Raw genomic sequence first — 16,516 nt, 5'->3', positions numbered from 1 at the left:
TTTTTTTATCCTCCTCAAAATTTTTTTACAATAAAAAAACGACAATTATAAATTCATGTCGAATGAATCTAATTGTCGTTCGTTTGTTTTTTCTGCTTCGTTTTCTTCTAAACGTGCTAAGTATTCTTTATATTCTTTTTCTCGTTCGTATTTTAATTTTGTCAAAAAATCTTGTTTGTTTTGTCTCATCATTTTTTTTAAACCATTTATGACAGCTATTTTTGAAAATTTATTTTTATATGAATTAGAATGTGAATCTGTTGGTAGCGCATGTTTCTTCATGTTTTTTAAAATACCATTACCTACCATTGCATATAATTCATTCATTTTATTTTTTGCATACGTATTACCGATTGCTTTACGTCCATATAATTTTTCTCTAAATCTACTTTCTTCATTAATTCTTTGTTTTACTTCTTTGTACGCATCTGGAGAAATTTTTTCAATTAATTGTTTTGATAGATTATCAATTTCCAAACGATATGGCTTTATATCGTGATGTCCATAAGACCATTTCCGTGTATCGTCTGGTAATTTTTTTAACAAACTATTGTATTGTTTCATGAAATTTTGATTATCTATTTGTTTACTCGAACGAATTTTTTGATTAATATCAATTCGCATTAAGTCAGAAATTTTTGTCAGTTGCAATGTTCTATCTACTAATGAATTAGCAAAAACACTTTTGCTTTTTGATAATGTGTTCTTTTTAAATTTTGCTTTCCGTTCTAAATAACATTCGTTTGTTTTAAAGTTTTGAAATTTTTCATATCTCCTTGATGATTGCTTTTCTGCCAATGCTACATGAATATGAATATTATCTGTATTGTAATGAATTGCACCAGACCAAACTAAACTATCATTTAATCCTTCTTCTTCCTTAATTGTTTCTACTGATTTTCTAATTGCTTCTTTAATTTTTGTTTCATCTAAGACACCATATTTATTTAATAATCCTTGTTCTTTTAAAAAATTATTATCGAAGGAATAAACTAATTGCCATAATGGACTATTATCTTTTTGGGCAATCTTAAATTCACCTTTTAATTTTTTTATTTCCTCTAGTGATAGCTGATCGTTTGCACTAGTAAATAAACCAGAACTTTTATCTGGATTACCCATATAGTCATTAAATTTTGCAAAGTCCGTATTATTGATATAAGCTTTTGTTTCATCTCTATCCATATAATCCAAATACTTTTGAAAATTTTTACCACGACCAGTAGAAAATTTCATCGCTACAATAATAGCAGGTGTCATACCTCATTCCCCTCTCTATAATTTTTTTTGACTTGTTTATTTTTAATATCCTCGTTCATCTGTTCAACCATCATTTTATAAACTTTAGTTGGATTATTTTTTATTGAGTGTGCATACAGTGCATCTAAATTCTCACCAACAATTAAATGGTTTAACATGTCTGTATTTATTTGAACATTCTTGTCTATGTATCCAGTTTTACGATTTATATTTTCAATCATTGGTTTTAAATTTTCTAACAAAATTTCTGAAACTAATTTAGAAATTGTTTTTTCCGATAAACGAATTTGTTCTTGTAAAAAATATTGATTCATTAAAAATTCAACTACATCTCCATATGTTTTTAATTTATATTCATCTTTTAACATATCTACTTGTGTTTTTGTTTTACTAGAAATTCTAAGTCTAATTGATTCACTCATCATCCTCTCCTCCCACCATCGTTACTATGTCAGTTATTATTTCTGTATTTCTTTCTAAAGCGTCTACTAAAATTTGTTCATGTTTAATGTGGATACGTTGATATTCTTTCACTTCTTTTTCTTCTGCAAGTTCAGACAAAACATATTTTAGATACTGATTTAGTGACTTAAAACCATTTAATCGTGCTAATTCTTTTAATTTTTCTTTCTTACTTTTTGCTATTCCTCTAATATAAATAACATTACTCATAAAAAAATCATCTCCTTAATTTTAAAAAATATCTTGCAAAGTGTGACCGTCAGGCTTATACTTCTAAAAATAAAATAGCAGTGATGAGCATAAGGGAAAGTGCTAGCACTATCGTGCTAGGGTTGGCAGTGCCAACCTTTTCCGTGCTATCGGATTTTTTCCACATACCTCACTTTTGTCTCACATCATGCCACAAAAGTGAGGTATCCCAAAACGTTGATTTGATAGGATTTGCCTCACTTTTGCCTCACATTAAAATTTGATTAAAATAATAGTTTTTTAAAAAAACTATCAAAAAATTTTTAGAAAACAAAAAGAAGTTACAATAAAAATTAATTTATTCTAACTTCTTTTTTTATTTTTTTATAAATTATATTTAGTTTTTATGTCTTCAATTTTTTTAGAAATATTTTGTTCTCGTTCTAAAAATTCTGATTCATCTGATTCTAATGTTCCTATTTCTCTCTTCAATCTTTCAATCTCAATTTGATAATTTTGAATATTTTGTTCTCGTTCTTTTAATTGTTTGTCCGTTTTATATTCTGTATCCTGTTCAATTGTTTCAAGTTCTTTTTGTTTTTGGCTAATTTGATTTTCTAATTTTTCTATTTGATTAGTAATTTTTTCTTTACGTTGTCTTTCTAATAATGTTAATTCATATTTTGCAGATTCTAATTCTGCATATTCTTTTGTAGCTAAAAATGTTTGTTTACTGATTGTTGTATATAGATAATCAGAATGATTATCGTTACGATTCATCACAAAACTTACAAAATTATTACTGTTACTATCTTTAATATTTAATTGAACGGCATCCCACTTTTCTGGTAAATCTTTTATATCTACTACAAATAAAAAGTCAGAACCTTTAATATATTCTACCGTTGCATTTTGAATTGTTGCATTTTTTAACTTAGGCACAATAGTAATTTCTCCAATTTCTCGATTCGTTGTTTTCATTGGATTAATTGCAACTAAGAAAGCAACTTCTGTTTCATTTTCATTTTTATATTTATTCAGCACTTCATATGCAATAGAATTTTCTACTTTGATTGTTTCTCTTGCTGCTTCTACAACTGGTTTATCTTTAGCAAAAAATAAATTGCTAGTCACAAAAAATAAAAAAATGATGAGATAAAAAGAAATTGAAAAGATATATTTTAACGAGGGATTGTCTTTTAAAAAAAAAGATAATTGATTATATTTTTCTTTCACTCATTTTCACCTCTCTAATATGGTTGTGTTAGATGTGTAATTTTTTCATCTTCAATTGTTACAACATAAACTTTATTGGTATGTTTCCAACCAAGTTCATTGTAATAAAATCCTTGTACAAAACTAACCAAATATTCTTCTTCATCATTAATATTTTGATAAATTTTAAAACTATCCATTTCTTTTTTAAATTGAAAATCTGGATCCACTAGATTAATTTCTGCTTCTATTTTTTTAAAAACTTCTTCGTTTGTTACTGATTCTAATTCATGATAATTTTCTGTATCTATAATAAAGGTATAAAAAAAATTTTTTAAAAATTCTTCATTATCAATATTTCTAGTATCATTATCAAAGTCTTCTACTTCTTCATCTATTTCAATTTCTGGAGATTGACTTTGTTCTGATACAAAATTAGTTTTTATTGTTCCGGGAGTTACGTTAATAGTATGATTGTTTGTATTATAAATAATAAAACTACTAATACCGACTATTAATAATCCTATTCCAATAATTAATTTATTCTTCATAAATATTCCTCCTCTTATTCTGTTGAAATAATTCTACGTACTTCTGGTGAATATTGTTTCCAATAAGCGTTATTCCATGTATGATATCCAACACCAGAACTATTACTATCATACATTGTGTTCGCATCTATGTAAAATCCTACATGAGATACAAAATTTGGAGTGCCATATGTTCCTTTAAAAAATATAATATCACCTGGTCTTTCATCTCCATAAGCTACAGGAACTGTAGCATTATATTGACTAACAGTATAAGCTGTCACATTAATTCCTATTTGTTTTAGTCCCCATGATACCAGTCCACTACAATCAAAACCTTGGCTTGGATTTTTTCCACCCCATACATAAGGTTGTCCTTGATACTTCTCTATTTCAGTTAAAATCGTTTTAAAATCTCCAGAAACATCTGCACTTGTTGTTCCATTTCCTCCACTAATATATTGTTTAACTAATTCTACATAATAAAAATTTCCACCATTCAAATACAAATATTCTTTACCGAATTTTTTTGAGATAGCATTTTTATATTCATAGGTTAATCCAGTTGTATTTCCTAAACTTGGTGCAACTACGTTACGTGAATATTCTTCTGATTTTTCAATAGTGTATTGTCCACCATTTTTATAAATCCAATCTACAAAAGCATTCCCATAGTTATATCCTGCGACTGCACACCACATATCTAATTGATACGTCTTAGTTTTTTGATATGCTCTGTTAAAAGCCTGAACACCTAGTCGAATGGATTCTTCGGGGTCTGTGATTGTATTGGGTGGTAAACCTTGACTTTCAGAGCTTTGCATGACATCTGGTAAATTCCCACCACTTTCAACTTGTATAATTGCTAAAATAATATTAGCAACTTCTGGAATTCCTTCCTCTTGCGTCACTTCTTGAACTAGCCCTTGATATTGCAAAACTGATTGAGAAAGTGAACTTGTTAATGAAAATCCAGTATAATTATAAGGAGTATTAGTTTGATTTTCTTTTAATAATAAGCCATTTGTGATGACATTAATACTAACAATAGTTATCATACCTCCAACTATTAAAAAAGAAAGTGCTAATAGTTTCTTTTTTATAAAAAATTTTTTTATTCTCATAAACTCACCGTTCCTTAATATCAATCACTTGATTTTGAAACATTGTAACTTCAAATTGTTTATTTTTTATTCCTTCATTATCCGTTTTATGATTATCTGCTATATAAAAAGATACAGTTACTAAAAATATTTTTTCAGTATCTGTATCTTCTATTTGTTCAATTGCATCAATTTTTATAGTTGTTGCTTGATTATTAGCAGTGTGTTGATTCTCTAAAAACGTTGAAATGATTTTTTCTCTGTATCCTTCTGGTACATTTCCTAGACTTTTTAAATCTTCAATTTTTTTATCTGGATGATATTCATATAGATCTTGTAAAACATTCGTAATAATTTCTTCATTACTAATGTTATCATTTTGATTTATATCACTTGGATTATTAGGTGGTAAATTCACTGAAATACTTTGATTCGTTTCACTTGTTGGTGGTAATAAAAATTTACTAAATACTAAAAAACCGGATACTACAATGACAACTACTATCATCATCCATTTAAATAGGAGCGTATTATTCTCGTTCAAAACGTCTACCTCCCCCTTTGAAGATATCTAATTCTTCTGGTGTTACATGAACATTGAATTCATAGTTTTGTCCACCATTCATATTTAACAAACAATACCCAACTCGATAATTTCCAATACGATTAATTTGTCCGTCTGAAATGGTATGATGACTTAATGTTTTTAGACGTGAAATACTTGATACTGGAAGATTGAAGAAAAAGCGATACTGTGAAAAATTATAAATTTCTTTTAGCGCTTCTGCGGACATATCCGTCATATTTTCTGGTGCTAAACTATTAACGGCTTGAGTTGACAAAGCAACTCCACAAAATATTTTACGCCCTTCACGTTGCATTTTATTTACGGCAGTTACTTGTCGTAAATTCTGATGATTAATCTGGTTATGACACTCATCAATCACCAACATTGCACGCTTAACGTTTGCAAATGTGATTTTACCTTCGTCGTATAATCTTGCCTGCTCTTTACCGTGAATAACCATGTCAGACCAACATAAACTTTGCGCATTGAAAATTTGTGCATTTCTAATATTATCTTGATATCCTACTAATCCTACTGCGTTAAAATAAACAATTTGTTCCGATTGTAATTTTGGAATTGTTGTATGTCCATCGAATAAAACACCAAAATTTTGTTTTAATTTTGTTAATGTAATATGAATTTTTGAATATAAATCTTTCTTAAAAATGGTTTGTTCATTCATTAATTCTGTTTCAATTACATCTATTAAGTCACTTAATATTGGATATTCATACGGTTCTAATCCTAAAAATTTTTCATCAGGACTTTCTAAATCAAAACCAAAGGTTTCATATAGTTTACTAATTAATAATTCAAATACATCTATTTCTTCTGTAGGTGCTTCTGGTTTTAAAATAGAATACCAAGTCGCTAATTTTGAGGTATGTTGTGTATAGTTTGCTCGTTCATTAAACGTTCCATCTTCATTTACCAATGATGGAAATATCTCAAAGATATTTACCCGCCCAGCTGATCCATCTAAAGCAATAATTGACCCACCTAACCGATTAATAAGGGCTGTAAATTCTCCAGAATAATCAAATCCTCTAATTAACGTTCCTTTAGAATGCCAATCAACAAATAATTTTTTTAATAATGTCGATTTACCGCTTCCCATATCCCCTAAAATAATCATATTATAGTGTTTTCTATGTTCTGTATCAATTTCAAATCCATCAAAAATGATATGTCCTCCAGTAAAACTGTAGCCTAAAAATTTTCCTCTATCATCATGTAAGAAGACATGGTTAGCCGGAAAAGTATAGCCAATATTTGCAGTTGGGACATCTCTTCCAACACGTTTATTCGGTAATAATTCTTGTGCTTTTGCACTTAAAAACATGGATTGCCATTCTTCTTTTTGTTCCATTAGTAAATTAGTAGCACCAAATTGATTTCTTGATAGTATTTTTTTCGTTTCTAAAACCTTTTTATCTAATTCTTCTTTTGTTTGTGCATATAGATAAATTCTAACTGTAAAATATTTAATTCCTTCTTGAGATTTTCTAATAGCTTTACCTAATTCTTTCAATTCTGAATATTCTTCTGCTGCAATTTCTTGATCATAAGCATCCTTTTCTTCTAAAAATCGTGAATACTGTTCTCTCATCGCTTTACTCAATTGTTTTAATACATCATCTGTGTCACGATTAACAATATCTTCTGTCACGATAGTATCTGGTATATTCGTAATTTCATTCATCCATAATCCATCCGGTTCTGAAGGCAATTTATAAACATACAATGAAGTAGAATAGCCTTCTCCAGTTTGAACGTAAGTATCTTTAAATGTGATTCCGCCAATTGGTTGAACATCACAATAGAAATCAAAATCATATTGTTCATCTGTTAGTTCTACTTTACTGTTTTCTTTATCATTCAGTAATAATACAGGGGATAACGGATTAGACATCCTAAACAATAAAATTCTTTTCTTTTTCATTGGAATTTTATAAATATTTAATCGTCCGCAATAGGTTAAAAAGTCATTACAATTTTCTCTTAATTCTTCAATTGTTTGTCCATAAATCATGACAAAAAATTCTTTATTATGTGTTTCTTCATTAAAAACTTCCATTTCTGCTAAACTAACATTCAATGTACCTTTTTTTATTAAATCATCTGTATTCTCTAGTTGTTCTCTATAGTATTGTTGTTGTTTAGTTGTATCAACAGGGATATTCATCGTAATGATTTTATAAGGTAACACGTACATGACAGCTAGCGCTTCATACTCATAAATGATACTTCTAATCTCACTTGGATCCATCCCTTGAAGATTATATCCACCAATCTGAAAAACCTCAGCAAAGCCATTTTTTAGCCTTATAAACTTATCATTACCAAAAGAGGTTATTCCACTAACTGGAACAACCTCACTTGATTTTTTCGCTAATTTCATTGCTTGTTTTTCTTCTTTTTCTTTCTTTTTCTTTTCTTGTTTGCTCATAGTTCTATCATCAACAATAATTTTTTTCTTAATTAATTCTTTCTTTCGTTTTGTCACATTAAATTCCATTTTATTCACCTACACTTTATGTTCTTCATTTTTAGTTGTCATATGATAATAATGACTATCTTTTGTGAAAGCTAATCGTAAAACTTGATAATATCTTTTGCCTGGATTCGTTTTTGGTTTACTTACCATTTTATAAGCAAATAAACTAATAAAAATGATATAAGGAATTTGAAATGGTGGATAAACTAATAAATATAGTGGAGCTAATAAGATAATTATTAAAACAAATAATGCTAAATCTTTTAAAAATAATGTTTTTGTCAATTTTGTTTCTGGAGATAACGTTTCAATATTTCTTTTAGTTCCCATTATTTTTCCTCCCTATTATCTGGTTTAAATGTATTTTTTAATAATACACCTAAGTTTTCACCTTTTTGCCCTGCTTCTATTCTGTCATGGAAGTTTCTATCATTAAGTGTAGATACTTTATTAGATATTTTATCTGCTACAGTATCTGTATTTAATGCTTTTGGTTTTTGAGATTGTTTATACGCTTTATATTGTGGATCTTCTTTTATTGTTTGTGGTAAATCTTTTTCTGAAATACTTACTTGTGATTGCTTGTCAAAAGAATTACCATAATTAATACCAGTTGAATTTTTCATATGGGTATTAGATTGTTTATATGCTTTATTTAATGAATCGTTTTGATGAATATTGCTTGCTTCCGAATGATGTTCCCTATCGTTTGATTTTCCAACTAAAGAATTTTTAATTTCTTGAGAATACCCTGCTTTTGTACTCTTCATGACATGTGCTAATGCTGATGATTTTGTATTATCTTGGTTCATTATTCCTTTAGTAGCTAATTTATCTTGTGTTTGTTGATTTAATTGTACTCCATCTTTTCTATTAATATTATTTTGTGATTTTAGTGATGGAGATGGATGTAAGGTTTCTTTATTATGTTCACTACCTTTATTATTAGTAGCACCAATATTAGCTTGGCTTAATCTTCCTTTAGTGGCTAATTTATCTTGTACTTGGTGATTTAATTGGTCTTTGTCTTTTCTATTAATATTATTTTGTGATTTTAGTGATGGAGATTCATTTAAATTTGATACATTATCATTATTTGCATTGTCTTTATTGTTGCCAAAATCATTATTATCTGTTGATTGCTTCTTATTATTTAATTTTGAAGCTGTTTCAGTATTTAATGAATTCGTTAAATCATTAGATTTCTGATTATTCATAGATGATTGTTCTACACCATTCATCATGTTATTATCATTATTTTGCATATCCATATTTTGTTTGTCTGATTGTTGCGGTTTTTGTTTATTATTAAGCGCTTCAGCAAATTGATTATTTTTACTATCTACACTTTGTTTTGATGGTATAACTGATTTATCTTTTAAAGGCATATCATTTGATTGGTTCATTTTTTCTTTTACTGCTTTATTTAGTTTATCTCCAGTAAAACCATTCGCTAAACCATTCGCAAATCCCATACCTTTATGCGCAAATGAAATTCCACTATCAATTCCAGATTGAACTTTTTTAGCCCCATTTTTAATAGCTTTAGGTGTTCCAACTACAGTTTTTCCAAAGCCTTTAGCTGTTGCTGCCATAGCTTTACCAGCACTAATAGAACTTAATACCGTCATTCCAATAGATTTTAGACCTCCATCAATTCCGGTAATTTCTTGAATAATGGTTGGCCCATCTATCACTGCCATGCCTAATCCAATTTGAATTAATAATTTTGTTAAATTTCCAATAGCTAAGGTACTGATTAACGTATAGACAATACCATATACATATAATAAAAACGTAATTAGTATCAACGTTAATAAAACATTCCATATATTTTTAATAATTTTTTTAACAATTTGTGCATTTTCAAAGTCTGTAAACGCTGTTACTTTCAACATCGTTAAACTATAAATCATTTCAAAAATTAATTTCACCGTTTTTATAGAGGTAAAGAAATAAACTGCTATCAATATTCCTAATCCTGCCATTATCTGAAATGGATGCCAATTATAACGATAATACCTTTCTTTTACTAAAAACATCCAATGTTTATCTAAACTACTTATATACACTTTTCCGTTTCTATCAACTATTAATTTTTTACCAAATATATTTTCGCCTGTTAGCGGACGTTTTAATTTCATTTCATCAACAGTTTCATTGATATCTATAAAATTGATATTATCATTATTAATATTTGTATGAAAATCAGAATCAATATCATAATTATTTTCTTCTAATTTGTATAAATCATACATATTTGAATTAAGAATAGAATAGCTTACTAGGTCAGAAGTTTCTGCATTAATAGTTGTTGCTAAATTTTTTGTTACATTCACTATCTGTGTTAGAAAAACGCTAGATAATGATATAACTGCCACCCCTAATACCATATTCTTAATACCTTTTTTTAATTTCATATTGGGGTTTCCCATATACTTAATCCCATATATGCCTAAAGCAACGGAACCAATTGCCCAAGCAACTGGAACTAAGCCATTCATAATTTTTAATATTTCTGGAGAGTCAATAATATCAAAAATTTTATAAATTTCTGTTAAACTTTTTGATAATTGTTGGGAAATAAACATAAATAGCTTAATAATCTGCCATCCTATAAATCGCCATGAGTCAGACCATATTGAAGATAGTTTTAAATACTCAGCTATCTCTTTTAATATTTCACTTGCTGTTGTGGCTATAAGCATCAAATTCACCCCACAATTCATTATCATTTTCAGATAATAATTTCTTTAAGTCTTCAATAGTAACTTCTTTTTTAAATTTTTTTAATTTACTTAAATGGTCTTTAGACAAGAAAGTTACTATATCCTCTTTATCATCTTCCGTTAACTCATTAATTTTTGATGATGTATCTAATCCATCAACGATTGTGACCTTTCCTTTTCCCATTTTGTCTTCATATATATTGTCTAGCTCGTTTGTACTCTCTTCATTTATCATAGGATTTCTTATTTGTTTTTCACGATGTTCTTTTTTCGCTAATTGTTTTTTGATTTTATTTAATTGGTTAGCAAATTGTTCTGTATCTTTATGCAATGACGTATCACTGATAACTGGTAAATCTAATTCACTGATTGGACGTTTCCTTATTAAATCACCTAAATATTCATAAGCATATAAGAATCTACTTTCTTCTGTATTTAAAATTGGATACGGTTGAATCAAATTGCCTTTTAAGTCTTTACGCTTGGTTGATCGCTCGATAACCACTTCCCCTTCTTTTAATCGTCCTAATTCATCTGCCGTTAGTAATGGTCTTGATTGAGGAGTCTCTGTAACTTGTTTTGAGGTACTGAAAAATCCTCCATTTCTAGTCCGTTGAACTACTTCTTTATTTCCTAATACTTTAGAAAATTCTTCACGTGTGGTTGGGTCACCACTTAATAAGAAGAAGCGGTTCATGGCTTGAGATTTAATTAATCTTGCCGTATCTTTTCCATAATTTTTTTCTAACTGCGAATCATCTTGAATATAAAAATCAAATAGAAATCCACGTCCCGCACCAACGGATAACATAGAACCAATTTCTGAAAATGATGGTAAGTTACCAAATTCATCTAGTACTAATCGTATTCTTTTTGGCAATCTATCCTCATTTTTACTTGCATATTGGGATAACGAATAATACATCTGTTGAATCCACGTTGTCGCAATAATATAGTTTGTTTCTACATAATCTGGTAATACTAAATACACCGCAATAGGTTTCACATCGCCTGTGTCTTTATCTACTTCTACAAATTTATTAAAATTAAAAGTAGTGGTAGCCATTAATTTACCAACACGTTGTGCGGTAAATTGACGGATTTTAGCTTGTGCAGAGGTAAAAATAGAAGCCCTTGTTTGCCCTGCCGACATACGGATAGTTGAATATTCCATCCTAGCAGGGGAGTTAATAGATAGGCTATCAAAATATTTATCTAATAAATAGGTGTTTGAATCATCTACTTCTGATAAAATGTTTAGCATATTTGCTACATTATACATGTTTACGTATTTAATACCTTCTTCTTTAGTATTATCTCCTTCGCCAATAAATTCATGACATAACGCTAAAATTAAAGCATTGACTAAAGCCATTGCGGTTTCTTCCCATACAGGGTCTTTACTATTTTCATTGTGATATAGTGGATAAGAAAAAGTTTTACACAACTCAATTGCTTCATCGTAATCTCCTTTTAGATATGCTTCACCAATTAATGTTAACGGATTATAGCCAAATGACTTCATCATGTCAATCAAATTCAATACATGACATTCATATCCTCTATCTTGCAACATTTTTTGAGTTTGTTGCAACACTTCATATTTCCCACTAGATAAAATTAAATGTGGTTTTTCCTCTGAACGTGAGTAATTTTCAATATCTGTTAATACTTTTGTTTGTGTTTTACCAGATCTTGTTCTACCAATAATTAGGTTATGAGAATCTGTTGTATCAATATATAGCATATCGTTTATCCTGCTTACTAATGTACCACTTTGCCCTCTATAATAATTTAATCCATTTTCATATAAAGGGATGGCTTTATATTGTTCTTTAATTTCTTCTTTTGTTGTCCATCTTGCCGTACCATTATGACCTTCTCTAATTTCACCAAAATTATATTCTAAATTTTCATAATATTGATAATATAAAAATAAGAATAATGCAGTAAATAAAATCATAAAGATAACAAATAATCCAAAGGTATATAATGAATATTGAAAATAGTTTGTAATAGTTGGTGCACCAGTTACTTGTTTATGACTTATAGACATCATTTTAATTAATAATCCGATGAATTTTGCCATAATATATGAAAAAAAGAGTGCTGAAAGAATGGATGTCGTTATCCAAATTTTCTTTAACACTCTTTCATCAAATTCTTTCAATTTTTGATAGATATAATAATTAATCATGATTCATCAACTCGCAATTCGTCTAACGTAAAAATAACTTCAAAGCCTTCATTATCCACTTCCTCTTCTATTTCTTCTATTTCTTCTTTTACTTCTTCTACTTCATTATCTTTGGTATCAATATTAGTTACTTGATTAATTACTAGGTAATTTTTTTGTATTAAGGTACTATCATATGACCCTTTCTTTTTACTGATAATTCCATCTACTACAATCATTATAGGAGTAGGTTTAAAAAGACTATTCATTTCTTTTGCTTGTTCAATAGGTACTTCTATAATAAGTACCTCATTACTATCTAAAACCTTTAATTGATATGAAAAGTGTTCATTATCAGACTGGATAATTGAGTTTTTGCTAATTTCACCGATTAATTGAAAATAGTTATTTAATAACATTCTTTACCCTCCTTATTTATAATGTACGTTCTAATGTATTTTCTTTCATTGTTTGTTTTATTTGATTGCGTTGTTTTGTTAATGTACGATTGCGTTCCATATTTTTATCTGCTAACTTCTTATACTCCATAGCATTTTCAGAAACAGGAATTGCCCCTTTTTGGTGTAAAATTTTAATAGCGTCATCCAACCCAGCCACCTCTTGAGAGGTAATTTCTCCAGTAACAGAGTAATAATTAAATTCTACTTCATTCTTACGTTGACTAGTAGCAATCATTAATTCAGTCACGTCATCAATATGGTAAAATACATGCTCGTTATCAATGACTTTCTTACGTAAGAACAACATATTATCTTCATTGAATTTTAATTCTTCATCTGCCGTTAATTTTGCACGTTTATTAATAATTTTATCTCGTGTGTAGCTTGCCGTTAATTTTTCGCTAGCTGGATAATGGGTAATTTCTTTAATATCATTTATAGAAAATGCCGGATTATCTATAATTTCTAATTGTTTCGCAATTTCTTTTTCTTTCATAGTTAGTTTATTAGTATTAAATGCTTCTAATGTATTATCATAACTATCCAACATTAAATCCGCTGTATCAATAACTCCTCTCATTAATGCTTTTTTATTTTCTGGTGCTAAAGATTCACTCCAACTTTTTACATAGCTAATATCATATTCTTTTATAGGAACTCCCAATACTTCTGATACTACATTACTTACCATCTGTGCTTGAAATTCTTTTTCTTTAGATGATAATGTTGAATTTTTATGTAATAAGCCGTGTGCTAATTCATGTGTTAGCGTTTTGAAACGTGCAACATTCGATAAATTACTTTGTAAGAAAATTTTATTTTCTGTTGGAATACAATAACCTAATGTTTGATAACTATTATTGAGATTATCGTCAGTAAAAGTGATATGGTGTTCTTCCATTACAGTATGTAGCGCATGATTATATTTAGAAAAATCTATGTCACTTTCTTTTTCATATCCTCTTTTCACAATTTCTGGATACATATCTAATGTTGCGGTAGTTTGTGCAATATCAAATACACTTGTCGTAGTATAACTAGCAACTCTATCTTTTTCTGTCAAAACCCCCATTTTTAGTAATTCTTTTTGTTGTTTAGAGGCTTTTCCTAATGTTGTCACTACTTGTTTTTCTTTATCTAATAATTCTTTTACAATGATTGGAGCAAAAATTTTCATCCCTTTTTCGCCACGTTTAACGGCTACCCCTTTTTGTTTCCACATTGAATAAGAACCGACTGCGGTAGCGTTACGATTTTGCGAATAAATTAATAAAGTATTATTAAATGAATAGGATGGGAATTGTTTTTTCCATTTTATATAGTCAATTACTAGTTTTGGGTCAACAATAAAGTCATCTACTTGTTTTAAGACACGCTCACTTGCTTCTTGAACACGGGCATTTTTTTCTTGTTCGCTAGTACGTTTATAGTCTTTCTTGGTTTTATAGGTTGCTTTCTGCTCATTAACCATTAAATGATTTACATAATATTCTGTTGCGTTTAAGTTGGTTTCATTATTAAGCGGTTCATTACTATAACTAGACGAAAAGATAGTTTCTCCTTTTTCTCGTAAACTATAACTAGTATGACCATTTACTTCTATGCAATCTAATACTGATATATTTGCTAATCCGGCATTATAACAAGTATGGTGTAAAAATTTTGAGTCTATTTCCTGTGAACCATTATGTACTAAAATCATTTTAGCAGCAGAATTTTCAATTCCGTGTAAAACAATTTTTTGTTGTAAAGTTTGAAAATCATGTATATTCATATCAGAATAATCTGCTTGCATAATATTTATTGGTTGATTATGTCCATTCATATAAATAGTGTATAACATATCATTTTTAGAGGAGTTCACTTTCACAATATCTTTAGCTAATTCATTCATAACATCTGCACTAATAATTTTTTGATTCATTAAAAGGTTTTGGTCTGTTAGACGTGTTGATACTCGTTTTAATTCATGACTATTACTTTTTGTTTTAAATTGGTCTTCTAAAACAATATCATTAATGTTTTTTCTAATATTGTCTGTAAATTGTTCTGGATAATGTTCTCGAATAGAATAATGGTCTTTATCCGTTAAAATAATATGGTCTAGTACTTCAATACCTAAACTAGCACCTAAAACAGATAATTGTTTTGTTGTATATAAATCTGATTGTGAAGCACTTAAATATCCATTAGGATGATTATGGAAAAACATGACTTTAGAAGCATTGCTTAATACAGACGCTTTAAAAGCTTCTCGTTTATTAGTCAAACTTGAATCTTGGGTTCCTATAGAAATAATTGAAGCATTTAATGGTTGATTCTGTTCATCAAGGTTTAGTGCGTATAAGTATTCTCTATCCGCTAAACCAATATCTTCTCGAATAACATTTATAGCATCTTTAATAGAACTAATAGGCTTGTCACTGTATAAAGGTAATTCTGATTTTAATCTTACTCTACGGGTTTTAATTTCTTCACCTTCATCAAATTGATAAGTAATTGGTGTTTTACTCATTTTCATTTCCTCCTTTTTATATAAAAAGAGTAGTTAACAAATCTGTCATACTGCTACAAAACTTGTTAACTACTCTTTATTTTTTTATATTTATATCTCTGTATTCAATCCTACAATAATTGTTTCATTACTATTATTACTATCGTTGATATCTAATAAATGTTTTAATTCTTCTTTTGTGATGGTTTCAAAAATCTCCTCTGGATCTTCTTTTTTCAACGAATATTTTTTTGCTAATTCTAAATCAATTTCTCTTCGTTTTTTCTCTTCACGTTCTTTTTCCCACTTATCAGCTAATGCAATGGCTTCATCATCAATGACATCAAATTGATTTTCTGGATAATCCTCGTAAATCACATCATGTAGTTCTTCTAAAAATAATTCATTTCCATCATCATACATGATGATTTCATGTGCTTGCGTATCGAATAACACATAATTATGGTCATTGTATGTATCGTACATACTTAGCCAAAATGCTGTTTTTTTTGATAAATGCGGATATGATAAACTAATTAATTTCCCATCAATTTCAATAACGATATCTGGATAGTTTATTTCTTTAATCATTCCAAAAACGTTCATATTTTATTCCTCCTCTATAATAATACCTATAGTATAATATGTTTTTTATTTTGTTTCATCTACTGTTTTTTCTGGTGTTACATTTCCACCAGTATCTGGTGTAACTGATTCTGGTGTTGATTCTTTTGCTTTGTTAACCCAGTTATTAATACCAGTAATAATATTTACTGTATCTGGAAAATCAATTTTTCCTTCTTCTGTTGGTTGTTCTGGTTCTGGAGTAATA

General features: G+C 28.6%; 15 protein-coding genes. All 15 read right to left on the bottom strand.

The genetic code is table 11. The features are described 5' to 3' along the window. Positions 1 to 45 precede the first annotated feature (45 nt). The gene (gene mobP2, locus BMX09_RS01535) at positions 46 to 1,260 is read right to left on the bottom strand and encodes a MobP2 family relaxase (RefSeq protein ID WP_089745941.1); all 1,215 of its coding nucleotides are present in this window, start codon (positions 1,258 to 1,260) and stop codon (positions 46 to 48) included. After that, positions 1,257 to 1,682 carry a hypothetical protein gene (locus BMX09_RS01530; protein WP_089745940.1) on the bottom strand — a complete coding sequence of 142 codons (426 nt, stop codon included), beginning with the start codon at positions 1,680 to 1,682 and terminating at the stop codon, positions 1,257 to 1,259. The genes mobP2 and BMX09_RS01530 overlap by 4 nt, the downstream gene beginning before the upstream one ends. Beyond that, complete coding sequence (locus tag BMX09_RS01525; RefSeq protein ID WP_089745939.1) at positions 1,675 to 1,932, bottom strand: hypothetical protein; 258 nt, start codon at positions 1,930 to 1,932, stop codon at positions 1,675 to 1,677. Before BMX09_RS01525 ends, BMX09_RS01530 begins: the two co-directional genes overlap by 8 nt. A 363-nt stretch (positions 1,933 to 2,295) precedes the next feature. Beyond that, positions 2,296 to 3,147, bottom strand: a complete 852-nt coding sequence (locus BMX09_RS01520) for a hypothetical protein (protein ID WP_089745938.1) — start codon at positions 3,145 to 3,147, stop codon at positions 2,296 to 2,298. Between the two features lie 14 nt (positions 3,148 to 3,161). Continuing rightward, positions 3,162 to 3,677 (bottom strand): hypothetical protein, encoded by a 516-nt coding sequence (locus tag BMX09_RS01515; protein ID WP_089745937.1) that lies wholly within the window; start codon positions 3,675 to 3,677, stop codon positions 3,162 to 3,164. Positions 3,678 to 3,691: 14 nt separating this feature from the next. Continuing rightward, positions 3,692 to 4,714 carry a bifunctional lytic transglycosylase/C40 family peptidase gene (locus tag BMX09_RS01510; protein ID WP_177159488.1) on the bottom strand — a complete coding sequence of 341 codons (1,023 nt, stop codon included), beginning with the start codon at positions 4,712 to 4,714 and terminating at the stop codon, positions 3,692 to 3,694. A 70-nt stretch (positions 4,715 to 4,784) separates the two neighbouring features. Next, positions 4,785 to 5,303, bottom strand: a complete 519-nt coding sequence (locus BMX09_RS01505; RefSeq protein ID WP_089745935.1) for a hypothetical protein — start codon at positions 5,301 to 5,303, stop codon at positions 4,785 to 4,787. After that, on the bottom strand, positions 5,290 to 7,845 hold the full coding sequence (locus BMX09_RS01500) for a VirB4 family type IV secretion system protein (protein ID WP_089745934.1): 2,556 nt from the start codon (positions 7,843 to 7,845) through the stop codon (positions 5,290 to 5,292). Before BMX09_RS01500 ends, BMX09_RS01505 begins: the two co-directional genes overlap by 14 nt. A gap of 9 nt (positions 7,846 to 7,854) precedes the next feature. Next, positions 7,855 to 8,154 (bottom strand): DUF5592 family protein, encoded by a 300-nt coding sequence (locus BMX09_RS01495; RefSeq protein ID WP_089745933.1) that lies wholly within the window; start codon positions 8,152 to 8,154, stop codon positions 7,855 to 7,857. Next, positions 8,154 to 10,532: a pLS20_p028 family conjugation system transmembrane protein gene (locus tag BMX09_RS01490; RefSeq protein WP_089745932.1), complete on the bottom strand. Its 2,379-nt coding sequence runs from the start codon at positions 10,530 to 10,532 to the stop codon at positions 8,154 to 8,156. The genes BMX09_RS01495 and BMX09_RS01490 overlap by 1 nt, the downstream gene beginning before the upstream one ends. Further along, the gene (locus tag BMX09_RS01485; RefSeq protein ID WP_089745931.1) at positions 10,507 to 12,750 is read right to left on the bottom strand and encodes a VirD4-like conjugal transfer protein, CD1115 family; all 2,244 of its coding nucleotides are present in this window, start codon (positions 12,748 to 12,750) and stop codon (positions 10,507 to 10,509) included. The genes BMX09_RS01490 and BMX09_RS01485 overlap by 26 nt, the downstream gene beginning before the upstream one ends. Further along, positions 12,747 to 13,148: a hypothetical protein gene (locus BMX09_RS01480; RefSeq protein WP_089745930.1), complete on the bottom strand. Its 402-nt coding sequence runs from the start codon at positions 13,146 to 13,148 to the stop codon at positions 12,747 to 12,749. The genes BMX09_RS01485 and BMX09_RS01480 overlap by 4 nt, the downstream gene beginning before the upstream one ends. A gap of 16 nt (positions 13,149 to 13,164) precedes the next feature. After that, positions 13,165 to 15,705 (bottom strand): JAB domain-containing protein, encoded by a 2,541-nt coding sequence (locus tag BMX09_RS01475; RefSeq protein WP_177159487.1) that lies wholly within the window; start codon positions 15,703 to 15,705, stop codon positions 13,165 to 13,167. A gap of 90 nt (positions 15,706 to 15,795) precedes the next feature. Next, the gene (locus tag BMX09_RS01470; protein ID WP_089745926.1) at positions 15,796 to 16,290 is read right to left on the bottom strand and encodes a hypothetical protein; all 495 of its coding nucleotides are present in this window, start codon (positions 16,288 to 16,290) and stop codon (positions 15,796 to 15,798) included. Between the two features lie 45 nt (positions 16,291 to 16,335). Next, a partial coding sequence (locus tag BMX09_RS10010) for a hypothetical protein (protein ID WP_177159486.1) occupies positions 16,336 to 16,516 on the bottom strand: 181 nt, incomplete at its 5' end.

It is taken from the genome of Granulicatella balaenopterae (assembly GCF_900111135.1).
Classification (GTDB): Bacteria; Bacillota; Bacilli; order Lactobacillales; family Aerococcaceae; genus Granulicatella; species Granulicatella balaenopterae.
This window is presented reverse-complemented; position numbering and strand designations above follow the sequence as displayed.